Annotated in this window: 14 protein-coding genes; 13 read left to right on the plus strand and 1 reads right to left on the minus strand. The window is 43.3% G+C overall.

Translation table 11 applies throughout. From position 1 onward, the window contains the following. The first annotated feature begins 30 nt into the window (after positions 1–30). Complete coding sequence (locus tag V3V99_06210) at positions 31–525, plus strand: macro domain-containing protein (GenBank protein ID MEE9442244.1); 495 nt, start codon at positions 31–33, stop codon at positions 523–525. A gap of 429 nt (positions 526–954) precedes the next feature. On the opposite strand, the gene V3V99_06215 is transcribed toward V3V99_06210, so the two are convergent. Further along, positions 955–2,247: a right-handed parallel beta-helix repeat-containing protein gene (locus tag V3V99_06215; GenBank protein ID MEE9442245.1), complete on the minus strand. Its 1,293-nt coding sequence runs from the start codon at positions 2,245–2,247 to the stop codon at positions 955–957. A 349-nt stretch (positions 2,248–2,596) separates the two neighbouring features. Between V3V99_06215 and V3V99_06220 the strand changes: the two genes are divergently transcribed. The 12 genes from V3V99_06220 to V3V99_06275 all read left to right on the plus strand — a co-directional run bounded on the left by V3V99_06220 (position 2,597) and on the right by V3V99_06275 (position 17,155). Continuing rightward, entirely contained in the window at positions 2,597–3,802 is a 1,206-nt protein-coding gene (locus V3V99_06220) for a sodium:calcium antiporter (protein MEE9442246.1), read from the plus strand. A gap of 153 nt (positions 3,803–3,955) precedes the next feature. After that, complete coding sequence (locus V3V99_06225) at positions 3,956–5,281, plus strand: hypothetical protein (protein MEE9442247.1); 1,326 nt, start codon at positions 3,956–3,958, stop codon at positions 5,279–5,281. A 164-nt stretch (positions 5,282–5,445) separates the two neighbouring features. After that, a complete protein-coding gene (locus V3V99_06230) occupies positions 5,446–6,960 on the plus strand; it encodes an SLBB domain-containing protein (protein MEE9442248.1) in 1,515 nt (504 codons plus the stop codon). Continuing rightward, positions 6,957–8,150 carry a Wzz/FepE/Etk N-terminal domain-containing protein gene (locus V3V99_06235; protein MEE9442249.1) on the plus strand — a complete coding sequence of 398 codons (1,194 nt, stop codon included), beginning with the start codon at positions 6,957–6,959 and terminating at the stop codon, positions 8,148–8,150. The genes V3V99_06230 and V3V99_06235 overlap by 4 nt, the downstream gene beginning before the upstream one ends. 89 nt (positions 8,151–8,239) lie before the next feature. Then, positions 8,240–8,998, plus strand: a complete 759-nt coding sequence (locus V3V99_06240) for a DapH/DapD/GlmU-related protein (GenBank protein ID MEE9442250.1) — start codon at positions 8,240–8,242, stop codon at positions 8,996–8,998. A gap of 9 nt (positions 8,999–9,007) precedes the next feature. Continuing rightward, complete coding sequence (locus tag V3V99_06245; protein ID MEE9442251.1) at positions 9,008–10,108, plus strand: DegT/DnrJ/EryC1/StrS family aminotransferase; 1,101 nt, start codon at positions 9,008–9,010, stop codon at positions 10,106–10,108. Positions 10,109–10,141: 33 nt separating this feature from the next. Continuing rightward, positions 10,142–11,239 carry a UDP-N-acetylglucosamine 2-epimerase (non-hydrolyzing) gene (gene wecB, locus V3V99_06250; GenBank protein MEE9442252.1) on the plus strand — a complete coding sequence of 366 codons (1,098 nt, stop codon included), beginning with the start codon at positions 10,142–10,144 and terminating at the stop codon, positions 11,237–11,239. Continuing rightward, positions 11,239–12,783, plus strand: a complete 1,545-nt coding sequence (murJ, locus tag V3V99_06255; protein ID MEE9442253.1) for a murein biosynthesis integral membrane protein MurJ — start codon at positions 11,239–11,241, stop codon at positions 12,781–12,783. The genes wecB and murJ overlap by 1 nt, the downstream gene beginning before the upstream one ends. 5 nt (positions 12,784–12,788) lie before the next feature. Then, the gene (locus V3V99_06260) at positions 12,789–14,192 is read left to right on the plus strand and encodes an O-antigen ligase family protein (GenBank protein ID MEE9442254.1); all 1,404 of its coding nucleotides are present in this window, start codon (positions 12,789–12,791) and stop codon (positions 14,190–14,192) included. Then, positions 14,180–15,247 carry a glycosyltransferase gene (locus V3V99_06265; GenBank protein ID MEE9442255.1) on the plus strand — a complete coding sequence of 356 codons (1,068 nt, stop codon included), beginning with the start codon at positions 14,180–14,182 and terminating at the stop codon, positions 15,245–15,247. The genes V3V99_06260 and V3V99_06265 overlap by 13 nt, the downstream gene beginning before the upstream one ends. A gap of 2 nt (positions 15,248–15,249) precedes the next feature. Beyond that, the gene (locus V3V99_06270) at positions 15,250–16,479 is read left to right on the plus strand and encodes a glycosyltransferase family 4 protein (protein MEE9442256.1); all 1,230 of its coding nucleotides are present in this window, start codon (positions 15,250–15,252) and stop codon (positions 16,477–16,479) included. Further along, the gene (locus V3V99_06275; GenBank protein MEE9442257.1) at positions 16,469–17,155 is read left to right on the plus strand and encodes a class I SAM-dependent methyltransferase; all 687 of its coding nucleotides are present in this window, start codon (positions 16,469–16,471) and stop codon (positions 17,153–17,155) included. The genes V3V99_06270 and V3V99_06275 overlap by 11 nt, the downstream gene beginning before the upstream one ends. Positions 17,156–17,158: the final 3 nt, after the last annotated feature.

Below are 17,158 nucleotides of genomic sequence, written 5' to 3' on the forward strand. Positions count from 1 at the left end.
TAAAAATTATTAGGAATTTTCAAAGCGGACATGAAAGTCAAAATCTATTCTGGCGATATCACCGAAGCTAAGACCGACGCCATCGTCAATGCCGCCAATAATCATCTTTGGATGGGTTCCGGTGTGGCGGGAGCGATCAAACGTTTGGGCGGTCAAATTATCGAAGACGAAGCGGTGGCATTAGGGCCGATTGAAATCGGGAATGCGGTCGCCACGACCGCGGGTGATTTGCCGCATATGTACGTCATTCACGCCGCCGGTATGGGTCAGGATTTGAAAACCGACGAAGAATACGTTTATAAATCCACTCTCAACAGCCTATACGTCGCCGATGATTTAAATCTGTCGTCGATTGCATTTCCGGCTATCGGTACCGGTGTCGGAGGATTGTCGCTTGAGTCATGCGCCCATGCGATGCACGAAGCCCTGGATGAATTTGCCGATGACGCTCGATCAATCACCGAAATTCATTTTGTATTGTTTAATAAATCCGACACTGAATTATTCAAGAAATCATTTGGATAGAAATAATGGTAGGGCAGGATCCCTGCGGTTTCGACAATGCGACAACTCTAGAGTTGTCGCTACATATAAATAATCATAACATAGTCATTGCGAGCGAACGAAAAGAGCGTGGCAATCTGTAGTATTATAATAACAGATCGCCACGTCGTCCCGCTTTTGCAGAACTCCTTGTGATGACCATTCAGTAATTTTTCAACGAGCCCTAAAGATTTGAGGCACCGGGGCGCAAAAAGTATTCATCCCGGTAATGAGGATGATTTCTGAAAATACATCGAATGGATTGAATATATGTAAATGCCCCATGCGGGATCCCATCCGAAAAAAGCGCTTCGCCTGTTTTTCGGATGGGGCATTAGTCTAAATCTGCCTCAAAAAAACAACAAAAGGCGATATACGAGATATCGCCTTTTCAATTAATGTAAGCTATAATTACGGACAACTGGCGCAGGGTTCGGGACCGTCTTTAAATACATGATTGATTAAATAAACGGCGTCACCGACATTACACGTGCCATCGCAATTGGCATCGCCCGCTTTGGGATGCGATGGCGGCGGACCACCCTTAAATACGGCATTGACAATGTAAACGGCATCTCCGACATTTATGTTTTTATCTCCATTGGCGTCGCCATTAATGTACTCATCGCAAACATCACCGATGCCGTTTCTATTTCTATCTATCTGATCAGCGTTTGGTATTAATGGGCAATTATCAACACTGTCGGTAATACCATCACCGTCGGCGTCATCTATTATGACAATCGGCAACCAATCTATATAATAGTAGCCACTGTAAAATTCATGGGGTACGTCACCTAATCCATCACCATTATCATCACTGCCAGTATAATTGGACCAAAAATTCCCAACGTTATCATCGGGAGAATTCCAATATTCAGGATAATTAAACATCTCTAAGTAGTATCTTAAATCCTCACCATCTCGGGCTTTGAAGATATTATGATGAAAATAATTACGGCCACCTCCGCCCATACACTGAACAATGCCAAATCCAGATGAATTATCAATGCATTGATTAAAACAGAAAATATTGTCATACGACATAATAATTGAAAAGGCTGTTCCGTTATTTGAGATTAAATTCCCTCGAACTTCATTGAATCTGTGGTGAGAATACCCGGTATGCTCAAATTTGATGCCTGTTCTTTCGTTGCCAATTATCTGATTCTTCAGAATCTTATTTTCCACAATATCAACATCACGCATATCCTCAGGGAAAAAGAAATATATACCCGTGTAATTATTCGAAATGTAATTATTCTGTATCATACAATATGAGGATGATCGCAACGTGATTCCGGCGGCCAGATTGTCAATTATATTGCATCCTTCAATTACGCAACTATCGGAATTATAAATTTTAACACCGGCATCATGAGGATATTCATCGCCATATACTGGGCCAGCATTGGTTAAGGTTAAAGATTTTATAAGAACTTTCGGGGATGTAATAAAAATTTCGTCATCTGTGCCTCCGGCGTCAATAATCGAGCAATTTACCGATTCACCAATGAGGCTGATAGTTTTATCAATTGTCAGATGCTCGTTATAGTTTTCGATTCCCACGAAAATAGTATCGCCCGTTAAGGCATTATCAATACACTCCTGGATAGTGCCAAAGTCATCGGGAATATGAATAATGTTTGCGAAAACAGCTACAGGCCAAGCCAATGCCAATAGACTAATGATAAATTTTCTCATTATTCCCCTTCCCTGTAATCGATCACGATAGAATAAATAAACAATATTCCTATTAGATGACTAAATATCCTGAAGTGTCAAGAAAGAATATTATCTTTGCGGCAGGTCCTGATTTTGAGAAGAAAAATTGTGACCCGCCGCTGAAACCGTCAGTTCACACACGGCTAATTCCGGGCAGGAACTGACGGAACTTCCGAGTTTTTTAAGCCACAGATTGCCGCGCTCGTTTCACTCGCTCGTAATGACTATTTGGAGGTTCTTAAAAAAAGGCTCTTGCATGGCTCTGGCCGGAAATTCTTGACATTAATGCTATCTCACCGTAGATTGGCCGACAATTGGAACCAAAAACATGAGCGAATATCAAAGTACGGCCATAACCAACTCGCCTGGGAAATTCAGCAAAATCGTGATGATCGTCACGCCGCTGATAACAATTCCCGGCATACTGATGCGCCTCGGCGTTTTCCACAACGGCCCCGGAACCGAAGCGTTGATTTTTGGATTCAGTCTTCTCGGCGCGGCGTTTATACTATCCTGGGCGGCCGAAGTCGTCCAGATGGATATATCGCAGGGTTTCGCACTGGCGATTTTGGCTCTTATCGCTGTTCTTCCCGAATACGCCGTCGATATGGTATTTGCCTGGGACGCCGGCAAAGATATTGCGCTATCGGAGTTGGCCCTGGCCAATATGACCGGCGCCAATCGTCTTTTGATCGGTCTCGGCTGGCCAATGGTGCTTCTCATATTTTTCCTGCGCTCCAAAAAGAAGGCTTTACAGCTCCATAAAGGCCATTCCACCGAAGTTTTCTATATGGCCTGTGCCACCGTCTATGCTTTTTCGATTCCGTTCAAAGGCAGCCTTTCGCTGGTTGACGCCGCCGTTTTGATCTCTATTTTTATTGTCTATATCATCCGCACGGCCCGAGCGGAAGTCGAGGAACCGGATCTGGTCGGCCCGGCCGCGATAATTGGAAAACTGCAAAATAAACCGCGCCGAATGGTAACCTACGCGCTGTTTTTGTACGCCGGATTTATAATATTCATATCCGCTGAACCGTTCGCGCACTCGCTGAAAAATTTCGCGACTCAAGCCGGGATGGATGAATTCCTTGTTGTTCAATGGCTGGCGCCGCTGGCATCGGAAGCCCCTGAATTTATGGTGGCGGGCATCTGGGCTTTTCGTCTACAGGCACAGGCGGCTATCGGAGCTTTGATTTCTTCCAAAGTCAATCAATGGACATTATTGGTGGGGACTTTGCCTATCGTCTTTTCGATATCGGCCGGGAAAATCGGAGCGCTGCCTCTGGATTTGCGTCAGGATCATGAAATCTGGCTGACCGCGGGACAGTCAATATTCGCCGTGGCGATATTGACGAATTTGAGAATGTCCTGGTATGGAGCGATAATTCTGGCGGTTTTATTTCTTGCTCAACTCATATTCGCAGAGATTAGGATGGAAGTGTTTTATATATATCTGGCTTTTGCCGCATTGATTCTGATCCGCGACCGAAAAAGAATCCCCTCACTGTTCAAAATCGGACTGAAATTTAAATAGGGTAAAGCCGCAATGTCGAAACCGCAGGGGTTTCGACATTCTAAGATGATTTAAACACGCCCAAACTAAAAATCAATTTAGTCTTGACAATTGTATTCTGTGTATTAAGTATAGTCCAAAGTCACCTTTGAATGAAAGTTTGAAAGGCAATAAATGAAATATACCAGATACTCCCTTCTTATTGTATGCGCCATAATCTTTACCATCTCATGCAGTAAAAAATCAATTCCGTCGCCCGAAAAGCCGGATTTACACAAATCTCTCGAATTGCTTTCGACCAATAATCGAGCTGTCGAAGCCGGGACCTTTATGTCCGATTCGGTCAGGGTCAGAGTCGTCGATGAAAACAATGCGCTGGTACCTGGAATTGAAGTTTCCTTTGAGCAAATCACTTCCCATGATGGATCGGTAATATTTCCGGCGATAGATTCGACCGATGAGGGTGGTTATGCCTCGGCCGCATATTTGGTGGATACATTAATCGGAGTGGACACCATTAAGATTATTGCTTCGGATGTCGATGATTCGGTTGTTTATCTCTCGATTTTAGTCACCGCATCTAATCCCGAAAGAATGGAGTTAATTGGACCTACTATAAATCCAGTAACCGGGATTGCCGGGGAATTTATTGCTGATACGATTAAGGTTCGCGTGGTTGACAAGTATTCCAATCCGGTAGCATCTCAACGGGTTTTATTTAGAGCCCTTGATCGTAGTATAGTGGTTTCTGATTCAACGGCCCTGCTTCCGGTCGAAAACGACTCGATAGTAACCAGAACGGACGCATCCGGGATCGCCTGGACAACCTGGCGTTTAACGGCGAACCCCACCCCATTTATAGAATACCCCACTTCCAGTAATTTGGAAATTTACAGGGTATTAGACATGATATTGACCGATAAAATAGAATTGAGGGGCAACGGCAACGACCCAGGATCATATAATTATTACAGCGACATTCGGCCGATATTTGAAGATAATTGTTTTCCCTGCCATCCCGGAATCAGAACTGATTATTCTATGAATTTTTATTATACAACTGTATTGCCGGGCATTGTCGAGCCGGGCGACTCCGCTAATTCGGCTCTTTTGGATTCCGCCAATCGTTCCCATGAAGCGAACATGATAAATGTTGTCGAAGAGGATCTGGTTATTCAATGGGTCGTCTCCGATAGCGCCGCTCCCGGTTCTTCGGGATTAAATAGTTATAACAGCGGCATGAAAGATATTTTTGATCTTAAATGCGTTTCCTGCCATGGCGCCCTGCCCTATGGTAATTACTCCCTGGATTCTTTTGAAGGCATTCTCGGAAATGGAACCGATGGAATACCCAACGCTATCGCCGGAGATTCACTGTCGATGTTGATTCAGAGAATTTTACCGGTTGGCAACATGAGGCAATACCTGGCTCCGGACAACATACTATTCTCTGATTCAATAATAAACTGGATTATTATTGATTCTTTACGGCAATATTAACATCGGGAAAATCTTTATTCCCCGGGCGGGTTTCCTATAATCTAAAATAAATGTTTGTGGTATAATCAGTTATTTGATGCGATGTCCGCTTTAACGAGAGGAACAGCTTGACAATAATACGAGGGTTTGATATAATTCAAGGCTTAACCGTAGGTGGGATGCTAATGAAAATATCGACTATTGCGATATTTATTCTTATTTCGTTTTTTCTTTTTGGTGGGCTTTGCTTGGCCCAAAATCCCGATAACAATAGCGATTTGGCAACCAGGATTGGTGAATCAATAGTAAATGCTCAATCAAAAAGCGTTTCTTTCACCGAAATGGCCTTACAGATGATTTATAACAGTAGCCAAAATAAATTTCTTGGCAATTATGTTGATCCCGAAGATTATATTGTTGGTCCGGGTGATAGATTTACGATTTTTTTTATATCCGACCAGCTGGCTAATATTTCATGCGAAATAAAATCAGACGGCCACCTGTTTATTAAATCGGTCGGGCAGATTTATATTGGCCCGATAACGATGAATGAAGCGGTTGAGAAAATAAAATCATCCGCCGGAGAATTATTCGCGGGTTCGCCTTTTACAATACAATTGACTGAATTTCGCTTCGTAAAAGTAAACGTATCCGGCCAGGTCAAAAATCCGGGGACGTATTACGCCCCGGCAACGTGGCGGATTTCGGAAATAATTGAATTGGCCGGAGGAATCACTCCGGACGCATCAATTCGTAATATAGTTTTTCGGGGGAACAAGGGCGATTGGCGTACCGATCTTCTTAGATACAACGCGATCGGAGATAACTCTACCAATCCCTTATTATGCAAAGGTGATTTTGTATTTGTCCCTTCCAGGCATACTATTAACCGTTTTGTGTCGCTTTCCGGAAACGTAAATCAGCCGGGCATTATTGAGATTATTGAGGGCGATAAATTATCCGATTTGATCGCTTATGCCGGAGGATTAATCGGAAATTCCGAGGATTTGGAAATTGTAATTACATCAACCGATGGGGAAGAGAAAAATCGAGTTGATTTGGCAAGTTCAAATGCATCTTCATATATCCCTGCCGCGGGAGATAATCTGAATATAACATGGAAACAGGGGCATCAAAGACAAGGCTTTGTTGTAATTTTTGGGGAGGTTGCCAGGCCCGGGCGTTATGGACTTAGCGGTGACATATTTAATCTGGCGGAGCTATTTAATTTATGCGGTGGGGTAACTCCCAAAGGCATTCGCGAGCTTACTCAAATATATCGGTTATCGTGGTTGGACCGCGAACAGAGCATAAACATCGCATCCGTGGATAACTACAATCCAAATTCACCACAAAATGATTTGAAGAATATTACACGTTTGAGTCTCAATCCGCGTGACATAATGGATCCGATCCGGATTATTCTTATGGATCGGGATTCGGTTTATGTTCCTGAAATAACGGGAATGATCTCCGTATTGGGAGCGGTAGCGTCACCGGGATTAATTCCGCATATAAATGGAAAGGACGTTGATTATTATATAGTTCAAGCCGGCGGCTTCGGCAGTAACGCCAACCGGGATAAAATAATCATTATCAATCCGTCCACTGGCGGACGCATAAGCATCGAAGATACAAACGAATTATTTGACGGCGAGATTATCTATATACCGGAAAAAGAAAGCCAGGATAAACGATGAACGACAATTCATATTCTAATTTTAATCTGTGGAAAATGCTTGTTGTCCTGGCCTGCCGAAAGAAATTCATTATCAGTTTGGTTTTGGTCTGTACCATCGGGGCGGTTATTATCGCCTTACTTTTGCCGAAATGGTACCGAGCCAAAACATCGATTCTTCCGTCCCAACACGACCAGATGGTTAGTATGTCCGGGAGTTTTGCCCAGTACACTATCAGTTCGGCCGGATTTGATTTGCCTATCATGGCAACGCCCTCAGATGTATATGCAACTATGCTCAAATCGACGACTATCGCGCGAGCGGTTATTGAGGTTTTTGATTTGCAGAATCACTATCAACTGGGCTCCTTTCAGGAATGTCATTCTTACTTAAAAGATAAATCATCCATATCGGTATCTCCCGAGGGAATCGTCGAGCTGTATTATGAGGACAAGGATCCCGAAATGGCGGCTAAAATTGCCAATCAATTTGTCAAAGAACTGGATGATTTAAACCGCAGTGTCAAAGCGGCAAAGGCAAGATCCGATCGCGAATTTATCTATCACCGGCTGGACTCAACGAAAACCATGTTGGACAGCGCCCGGGCGAAATTATTGGCATTTCAGAAAGAGAATAAGGCAGTAGATTTGGCAAGTCAGAAGGAGTTGGCCATTTCGGCGGCATCGGAACTTAAATCGCAATTAGCTTTAACCCGGGTCTCGATTGATGTCCAGAAAAAGATGTACTCAGCCAATCATCCTTCGATAAAAAACCTCGAAAACAGAGCTCAGGAGTACGAAAAACAGCTGAGAAAAATTGAGTTGGGAGATGGAAGCAAATCGTATCTTGATTTGCCTCTTGAAGATATTCCTCGGTTGTCAATCAAGTTGGCCGAGTTCTCATCGGCCGTCGAGGTTCAGGAAAAAGTATATCTTCTCCTGACTGAACTTTATGAAGACGCGCGAATAAAGGAACAAAAGGATACACCGACAATTTCGGTTCTGGAAGAGGCCTACCCTCCGGAATTAAAATATAAACCAAAACGCTCAATTATTGTCGCGGTGACGTTTTGTACGTCGTTGATGCTGGCGGTTTTTCTTTCTTTGTTTGCCGACTATCTCGAGAATCTAAGGCGCCTTTCACCGACTGACTATGAATTGTTAAATCAGGCCCGGAAGGAAATCTCTGGCAAATCGGGAATTCCGGATTGATTAATCAGGGGCGAGGTCTGAACTGAATGGTTTTTATTCGGGAAAATTTAATTAATCCGGTGCTCAATTAGACGATTCGGAGAATTATAATGGACAATAATTTTATTGATAAATCGGCAGATATCGGAGCCGAAATGACCCTTGGCGTCAATTGTATCATCGGTCGGAACGTTTCTATCGGAAAAGGTTGTGTTCTTGGAAATAATATTGTCATTCATGCCGATTCGGTAATTGGCGATAATGTTCGCATTGATGATAATACCGTGATCGGCAAAGAACCGATGAAAGCGGCTAATTCGGCGACCACCTCCGTTCAGGAGCTGCCGCCCTGTAATATTGGAGATGATTGCATTATCGGGACCGGGGCGATCATGTATCGCGACTCACATATCGGAAATAGAGTTTTGATTGCCGACCTGGCCACAATTCGGGAAAACGTTACGATCGGAGATTTCACGATTGTCGGTCGAGGCGTAGCCATAGAAAATTTCTGCGAAATCGGACGCTATTGCAAGCTGGAAACCAATGTGTATATTACCGCCTATAGCCGTCTTAGTGATCGCGTTTTTATAGCTCCCTGTGTCGCGACTTCAAATGATAATTTTGTCGGACGAACCGAAAAACGATTTAAATTCTATAAGGGGATTATTGCCGAAAAAGGCGCTCGTATCGGCGTAAACGCTACTATTCTTCCGGGTAAAACAATTGGAGCCGACGCCCTGGTTGCCGCGGGCGCGTTAGTGACCAAAGATGTTCCTCCCCAGAGGATATTTGCGGGAGTTCCGGCCAAAGACTTCGGTCCCGTTCCCGAAGAAGAATTGCTTGAAAATCAAAACTGGCCGGAATAAGGAATAAACATGGCCGTACCATTACTTGATATAAAAAGAGAAACCGAACCGATTCGCAAAGAGATAGACCAGGCCATTGCCCGCGTTATTGACCATGGACGATATATTCTCGGACCGGAAGTAAAACAGATTGAAGAAGAAGTATCGGAGTTTTGCGGCGTCAAACACGCAATTGGAGTGGCTTCGGGTACCGACGCAATCTTGCTGGCATTGCAGGCTTGTGGCGTCGGGCCGGGGGATGAAGTTATCACTTCCGCATTCTCATTTTTCGCCTCGGCCGGAGTTATAAGCCGTCTGGGAGCGACCCCGGTTTTTGTTGATATAGATATTGATACCTATAATATCGATCCCGATTGCGTTGAAAAGGTCATCACTCCCAAAACCAAAGCAATTCTACCGATTCATCTTTTCGGACAATGCGCCCGGATGGATGCGATTATGGACATCGCCGGCAAGCTAAATATAAAAGTCGTTGAAGACGCGGCGCAGGCTATCGGCAGCGTATATAAAGAGCGTAAAGCCGGAAATTGGGGAGACGCCGGATGTTTTTCGTTTTTCCCGACTAAAAATTTGGGCTGCGCCGGAGACGGCGGAATGGTCGTCACCAACGATGACGAGATCGCCGACATGGTTCGTCTGCTCAGAGTGCACGGGGGCAAATTCGAATATCATCATGAAATTATCGGATATAACTCTCGCCTGGATACTCTGCAGGCGGCAATTTTGCTGGTTAAACTGCCGTATCTTACGGGTTGGTCGGAATCGCGCCGACAAAACGCCTCAAAATACGATGAAATGCTCAGCGGTCTTCCGGTAAGAACACCAAAAGTCGAAGACGGCAACTGGCACATATATAATCAATACACAATCGCGTGTGATAGACGGGATGAATTGGTTGCCTGGCTGAAAGACAAGAAAATAGGCTGCAAAATTTATTATCCGGTTCCGTTTCATCTCCAAAAATGTTTTTCGGATTTAAACTACAAGCGGGGCGATATTCCCAATTGCGAAGAAGCCGCCCTGACGGTAATTTCGATACCTATCTTCGGTGAGATGACATCGGATGAACAAAAAGAAGTAGTCGATACCATAAAAGGCTTTTTCAATTAGCTCAAGATTGGATATTCGCGATTTTGACATTGCATGAATAAAAAAAAAGCAAAAATAATGTCGCTCGTCGGCGCTCGTCCACAGTTTGTAAAGCTGGCGCCGCTGGCGGTTCGTCTGCAAAAAGCTTATCAGCATCAGATTATTCATTCCGGTCAACATTACAATTATAATCTATCCGGAGCCTTTTTTGACCAACTGCAAATTTCCAAACCGGATAAAAATCTCAATATCGGATCGGGCAATCATGGCTGGCAGACCGGACAAATCCTTGAGAAATTTGAAAAGATACTCCTTCATGACCGCCCCGATATGGTTTTGATCTATGGCGACACCAATACAACTTTAGCCGGGGCGTTGACGGCGTCGAAACTTCATATTCCCATTGGTCATGTCGAAGCGGGGCTGCGGTCGTTTGTTCCGACTATGCCGGAAGAAATCAATCGCCGCGTTGCCGATCATCTTTCGGATTTGCTTTTTTACCCGACGCCGACAGCTCGAAAAAACCTGTTACGGGAAGGTCTGACCAAAGGTTTGATTCGTTCCGGAGATTTGATGTATGAAATCCTTGACGCGCATTTGAAATATATCAAAGGCAATCGTGAAGTTTTCGCTAAATACAATATTGAAGAAAGCCGGTATTTCCTTATTACATTGCACCGCGCGGAAAACGCCGACGATCCGGAGCGGCTAAGGGCGTTTATAAAAATTCTGAACTCTCTGAAAGGCGCGAAGCTTTTTCCGGCTCATCCTCGTACGATTAAAAATCTCAAGAAATTCAGGCTTTATCAGGATTTGAAAAAAGTTAATAATCTTCTCGTAGTTGAGCCGGTACCATATAATGAGCTATTGACTTTGATGGCATTCGCCCAAGCAGTATTAACCGATTCGGGCGGAATGCAGAAAGAGGCGTACTTCCTCGGATGTCCCTGTTTGACATTGCGCCATGAAACCGAATGGGTGGAGACGGTTGAAAAGGGAGCCAATGTCCTGGTTGATATGTCGCCGGGTAAAGTGTCCAAAGCATTGAAGAAAATCAAGAAATCGCGCCGCCGCCTCAATTATTTAATCAACGGTAAAAAACCATCGCAGGTGATTCGTACGGCCATTGATAATTATCTTCAAAGATCCTGATGAATAATCCCGCTCATACAATTAAACAGGCCACCCTGGGCATTATTATTCTTGTTCTGGTTTCAAAGGTGATCGGATTTGGGCGGGAGATGATAATCGCCTACCGCTTCGGCACCAGCTTAGAATACGATGTTTATCTGGTCGCGGCCTCAATTCCCCTCGCGATATATACATTGGTGGCCGGATTATCCAATTATTTTATTCCGCAAATGAGTAGGGCGACTACGAAAAGAACAGGTATTGCCCCAATATCAACCATCTGGCCCGAATTTTTTTATTCATTAATCGGATGTATTGCTATTTCCCTAAGTGTCTTTACTTTTGCTTCGGTACTTGTAGAAATAATCGCGCCAGGTTTTAACGAAGAAACAATCGCCAAAGCGGTTTATTTAACCCGAATTATGACAATCATAATTGTTTTTTCGTACCTGGAAACATTTTTCCGTTCAGCGCTAAATAATGAAAAGAAATTTATTATTCCCGCATCGGGGCCGCTTATAGCCAATATAATCCTGATCGGTTCGATTATTCTTTTTGCCGCCGCATACTCGACCAGGGCCATAGTATATGGCGTGATTGTAGGATATCTTGTCCAGATTATTGTTTTGTACTTCCCTTTTCGCAGTCTAAAGTTTCTTCAGGGGATAAAAAAGTTTTCATTGAGTTTTACTGGTAATGGGAAATTTCTGACAGCGATTCTGTTCATTCTTATAATTGAGGGATCGGCTCAGGTTAATGCTGTTGTTGACAGGTTTTTTGCCTCATCAATGGAAACCGGAATTATTTCGGCGCTGGGTTATTCTTACGTTCTGTATAATGTCCCGATATCCATTTTTGCCTTCGCGCTGGCAACCGCAATCTTCCCTTATTTTTCCGAGTCACTTGAATTGAAACAATATGACACCGCCCGCTACATTTTTCATCGCGCCGTAACCTTAAGCATGCTGATTGCGGTTCCGATAATGATAGTTTTCTGGATTTTCCTTGAGGACATCATTGTTATTGCTTTTCACCGGGGTGCCTTCGACAGCCGCTCGATTGACCAGACCGCTTACGTCATGAGGTATTTTATTCCGGGAATGGCCGGACAATTTTTGTTCTGGATTATAACGCGGGTTTATTATGCCGGTAGAGAATATAAGGTTTTGATGATAAATGTCGCGCTCGTAGTTTTTTTGAAATTATTTTTTGCGTATTATTTGATTGAGAATATGGGCGCTGCCGGACTTGCCCTTTCAACCAGTATAAGTTATAGTGCCGGGGCCTTATTCCTCATGGCTCTGTCGAAACGAGTGTTGCCGGGGATTGGCTGGAAAAAAATACTGACTTATTTTTTCAAATTGATCGCTATCTCTGTTGTTGTTTTTTGGGTGGCGTCGGTCATATCGAATTGGGATATATTATCTTTTGGCGGAATGGCAGAAAGGATAGCGAATACAGTCATAAAATTGTCAATTACTGCTGTGACTTTTTTCTTGTGCGGGCTTATATTTAACATACCTGAATTAAGAGCGATATTTGCAAGAATAACCGGAAAAGGGTAATTGGTTTGATATCCAAATTTGATTATTTGCCATTGCATGGAAAAATCGACATATCCAATTGGGTGTTATTTCAGGCTGGTATGGTATATATTATACCACTGAGCGCGTTATTAATCTGGAAACCGGTACTCGGGATCGCATTTGGTTGTTTGCCAATACTTATATTGCTGCTGGTTAATGGAGTTTTTGCCGTATATTTATTAATCATCGGCACCTTTTTGTTTCTTCCTATGCAATTTACAGTGACTTTCCTCCCGGCCGATGTCTGCGCTATGATTCTGGTTCTGGCTTATTTTATCGATATCTTTCTGGGACGTCGAACAATAATACAAAATCATCTGTTTAAACCATATCTGATTTATCTTTTGATTGTGGTTCTCTCGGCCTTGCTCAACGGAGCGACGGCCCTATCCATAAAATTCATTATGCGCCAGATACTTCTTTTTATGACATTTATGGCTGTGTGTCATTATTCGCCCCGGCTAAATATAAAACACGTATTTATCTCATTTGCAATAGTAGCGGCGGCAAACTCTCTATTATCTACTATGCAATTTCTTGTCGCAGGCGGAGGCATACGAACTTTCGGTTTGGCGGGAAGAGGTTATGGGGATCATGTAATGCTTGGAATGTTGATTTGCCTCGTTTATTATTTATGGTCATCTGATATCCGGGAGCGAGTGTTTTGGACGATCTGTGGAATAATAATTTCAGGGGCACTGGCCGCCACTCAAACTCGCGCGTCGGCAATAACGGCTGGAATTGGAATTGTCTTAATTATTTCATTTTCTTTGCGTTACAGCTTTAAAAAAAACCTGGCCATTTCACGCAATAATCTAATTCATGCGGCGATATTGGTAGCCGCCGTTATACCCATAATATTAATTTATACGCCTTTACTTGACGGCATATTATATCGATTTGGCCGGATTGGACTTCAAGCCAGTGGTACGATTTTACTCCGCTTCACATTGTGGACGGCTGCCCTCAAAGCGTTTTGGGCCAATCCCATTTGGGGAATCGGTCCAGGGAATTTTGCCCAGATATATTTATGGTTGCCGGAGGTGAAATTTGATCCGATTTTTTATATGGTTTCGGGTTTATCAACTCACGCTATTGTTATGACAGTGTTATCTGAAACCGGCATTTTTGGATTCTTATCTCTGGGATACTTTTTTTTCAAGGCGATACGAGTATCTTATGGGAATTTCATTTCGGTTTCAGATACGTGCAGATCGGCTGACACGCTAATATTGTTTGTTATTGCCAGTGTTATAACGATATCATCCATTTATTCCGGTTCCTGGTTTTGGGGTAACAATAGCTACCACATGGCGATTGTCTTTGGGGTGATTGCCGCTTCAGAAGGTGAGCGTATCAAATTCAAAACGCGGGGATGTTTAAATTGAAAATTGCCATGCTGGCGCAGGCGGGTTCGGTGCATACCGAACGATGGTGCGAAGCGCTGACGGTGCGAGGACATCATATTCGTTTAATAAGCAATAGCCGCTCAACCTCTTCCAATGATGAATACGAAACGGTCACGTTGCCCGGGAAGTCATCGATATCATATATTTTGAATATCTTGACGGCGCGAAAGGAAATTTCGAACTTCAATCCCGATATTGTTCACGTTCATTACGCCACCGGTTTCGCACTCTGGGGGATCTTACAAAATAACGCTCCGTTGGTTGTATCCGTATGGGGAACTGACATAGTTGACGCCGCCAATAAGAGATTCACAATTGGACCAATTACGCGCAAGGCATTGAAAAGGGCAGCGTTTGTTACAGCGACCAGCCGGTATCTGGTAAATAAAACCATACAATTTGAACCGTCTGTAGCAAATAAAATAGAACAGATACCATTCAGCCTGCCATTTTCAAAGAATATTGAAAAACTTGAAAAGAAAAAATCATCTGAAATTGAATTTATTTTTGCCAAAAGCTTTTGGCCTAATTATGCGCCGGACCTGGTTTTGAGGGCTTATGCCTCAGCTTATACTAAAATAGTTCCTTCACATCTTCGTTTGATAGGCGGGGGGCCAATGCAGGATGACCTTGAAAAATTGGCGGAAGATTTTGGGATAAAGAACAAGGTAACAATTGAAGGATGGATTGAAAAGACAAAGGCCGCGTCATACATTGCGCATGCTGATGTTTTGCTGATGCCGTCATATCAGGAATCATTTGGCGTTGCAGCATTAGAGGCCGCTGCTTACGGCTTACCTATCATAGCCACCAATGTTGGAGGCGTTCCCGAAATAGTAAAGGATGGGATCAGTGGAATCTTAATTGAACCGGGAGATGAGAGCGCATTGGCAGGAGCAATGGTTCATCTTGGAAATGATTTTCATGTGCGCAAAAAAATGGGAGCGGCAGGAAGGGAGTATGTTAGAAGACATTACGCATGGGATGAATGTCTGGATAAAATGGAAAAGGTATATCAGAAAATACTGGAGTAAAAATGAGAATACGGTTTGTAACTCTATATTTCCCGCCTGAAATGGGAGCAGCGCAGCGGCGCATATCGGAAATGGCTCGGCGACTGGCAAATAAGGGACATAAAGTGACTGTCGTAACCGGTTTTCCCAATTATCCCACGGGATTAAAGCCGAAAGAATATCACCGCAAATTCTTCATGAGAGAGAAAGTTAATGGATATGGAATAATCCGACTTTATCATTATACCGCGCCGAATAAAGGATTTCTGAAAAGGATTATGATTCATTTGACATTCGCGCTCTCGGCCTCCATTTATAATATATTCATGAAGCGCGACGATATCGTATATATCGAATCTCCTCCTCTTTTTAACGGCTTTATCGGTCTATCCTCGAAATTATTTCGACGTATTCCATACCTGTTTAATGTGGCCGACCTATGGCCACAAACGGCGATTGAACTTAAGGCCTTAAGAAACAAACAGATAATTTTTTTAGCCAGGTTACTTGAGAGAGTATTCTATGCGCAATCTTCCGGCATTATTGCTAATACTAAAGGAGCGCGGAAATTCATAATGGATTTGGGATTTGATGATAAAAAGGCATTATTTATAACCAATGGAGTTGATCTTCAAGAATTCCACGATCAAGTAGTTCCGTCAACAAAGATACTGAAATACAAGAAGGAAGGAAGATTACTGGCGATTTATGCAGGTATATTGGGCATGGCACAGGGGCTGAAAATCATTCTTGAAGCCGCAAAAGAACTGGAACGTGAACCGATAGATTTTCTTTTTGTAGGCGATGGCCACGATAAGGAAATGATGCTTGAATACAGTAAACAACAAGGGCTAAAGAATGTTACTTTTCTGGATCCGGTCCCTCAACAGGAAATGCCATCGGTTCTCAAGGCTGCGGATATTGCCATTATATCTTTGAGAAATTTAAAACTCTTTAATTTCGTAATTCCGTCAAAATGTTTTGAATCAATGGCGTCGGAATTGCCAATCATGTTATCTGTCCCTGGCGAAATGGCAGAATATGTAAATGCAGCATCGTGCGGGTTTACCGCCGAACCCGAAAACTTGGAGCAAATAGTTGGCGCTTTTAGGAAATTTATCGCTCTGCCTGATGAAGAAAGAATTGAAATGGGGCGTCGAGGACGAACCTATGCGATTCGGCATTTTTCGCGCGAAGATATTACCAATAAATTGGAATCGGCGATGCGGAACGTTTTAAGTCATGGCAAATAATCGCGAGAAGGCAGCCAATATATATAATTCGAGGAAAGATATCGATGACCGCTATTCACTCACTAAACCGGGTAATAAATACAACTATAAGAATCTTTATAATGGCATCGAAGATCTTCTATTATCCGCCTTTTCTGATTTGTCTGAGGTTAAATTTCTTGAGGTTGGATGTGGAGAATTATTTTGGCCGGAAGTGTTTATGGAAATAGGCTGCCGGTCGGAAAATTGTTTTGGAACCGATATCCTCCACCAACGAATGGTCAAAGGACGAGAAAAGGGACGGCACACCGCCGCGGTAACATCATCTGTACTCGAATTGCCGTTTAAGTCAGACAGTTTTGATTTAATCTGTCAGCTTACCTTGATGACCTCGATCTCTGAAGATGCAGATCGTGATATGGCAGTAGAAGAAATGCTGAGAGTCCTCAAGCCGGGGGGATATATTCTCTGGTATGATTTCAGATACAATAATCCAAAAAATCCTTATACTCGCGCGATAGGCAAAAACGAGCTGCATGAGCTATTTGCCCCCTTACCGGTCCAATTAAAAACAATTACGGTATTTCCACCGCTGGCAAGAAAAATGCCTGCCGCCGGCGTTCCTTTATTGAAATTTATCAATCTATTTTCTATGTTACGAACACATTACCTGGCTTTGATTGGACCGAAAGGATGATTT

Source organism: Candidatus Zixiibacteriota bacterium (genome assembly GCA_036480375.1).
Lineage (GTDB): Bacteria > Zixibacteria > MSB-5A5 > GN15 > JAAZOE01 > JAZGGI01.

What these genes read in the sequence shown, in the direction of transcription:
- V3V99_06210 (MEE9442244.1), top strand. Translation starts at nt 31, where the DNA reads ATGAAAGTCAAAATCTATTCTGGCGATATCACCGAAGCTAAGACCGAC.
- V3V99_06215 (MEE9442245.1), bottom strand. Translation starts at nt 2,247, where the DNA reads ATGAGAAAATTTATCATTAGTCTATTGGCATTGGCTTGGCCTGTAGCT.
- V3V99_06220 (MEE9442246.1), top strand. Translation starts at nt 2,597, where the DNA reads ATGAGCGAATATCAAAGTACGGCCATAACCAACTCGCCTGGGAAATTC.
- V3V99_06225 (MEE9442247.1), top strand. Translation starts at nt 3,956, where the DNA reads ATGAAATATACCAGATACTCCCTTCTTATTGTATGCGCCATAATCTTT.
- V3V99_06230 (MEE9442248.1), top strand. Translation starts at nt 5,446, where the DNA reads ATGAAAATATCGACTATTGCGATATTTATTCTTATTTCGTTTTTTCTT.
- V3V99_06235 (MEE9442249.1), top strand. Translation starts at nt 6,957, where the DNA reads ATGAACGACAATTCATATTCTAATTTTAATCTGTGGAAAATGCTTGTT.
- V3V99_06240 (MEE9442250.1), top strand. Translation starts at nt 8,240, where the DNA reads ATGGACAATAATTTTATTGATAAATCGGCAGATATCGGAGCCGAAATG.
- V3V99_06245 (MEE9442251.1), top strand. Translation starts at nt 9,008, where the DNA reads ATGGCCGTACCATTACTTGATATAAAAAGAGAAACCGAACCGATTCGC.
- wecB (MEE9442252.1), top strand. Translation starts at nt 10,142, where the DNA reads ATGAATAAAAAAAAAGCAAAAATAATGTCGCTCGTCGGCGCTCGTCCA.
- murJ (MEE9442253.1), top strand. Translation starts at nt 11,239, where the DNA reads ATGAATAATCCCGCTCATACAATTAAACAGGCCACCCTGGGCATTATT.
- V3V99_06265 (MEE9442255.1), top strand. Translation starts at nt 14,180, where the DNA reads ATGTTTAAATTGAAAATTGCCATGCTGGCGCAGGCGGGTTCGGTGCAT.
- V3V99_06270 (MEE9442256.1), top strand. Translation starts at nt 15,250, where the DNA reads ATGAGAATACGGTTTGTAACTCTATATTTCCCGCCTGAAATGGGAGCA.
- V3V99_06275 (MEE9442257.1), top strand. Translation starts at nt 16,469, where the DNA reads ATGGCAAATAATCGCGAGAAGGCAGCCAATATATATAATTCGAGGAAA.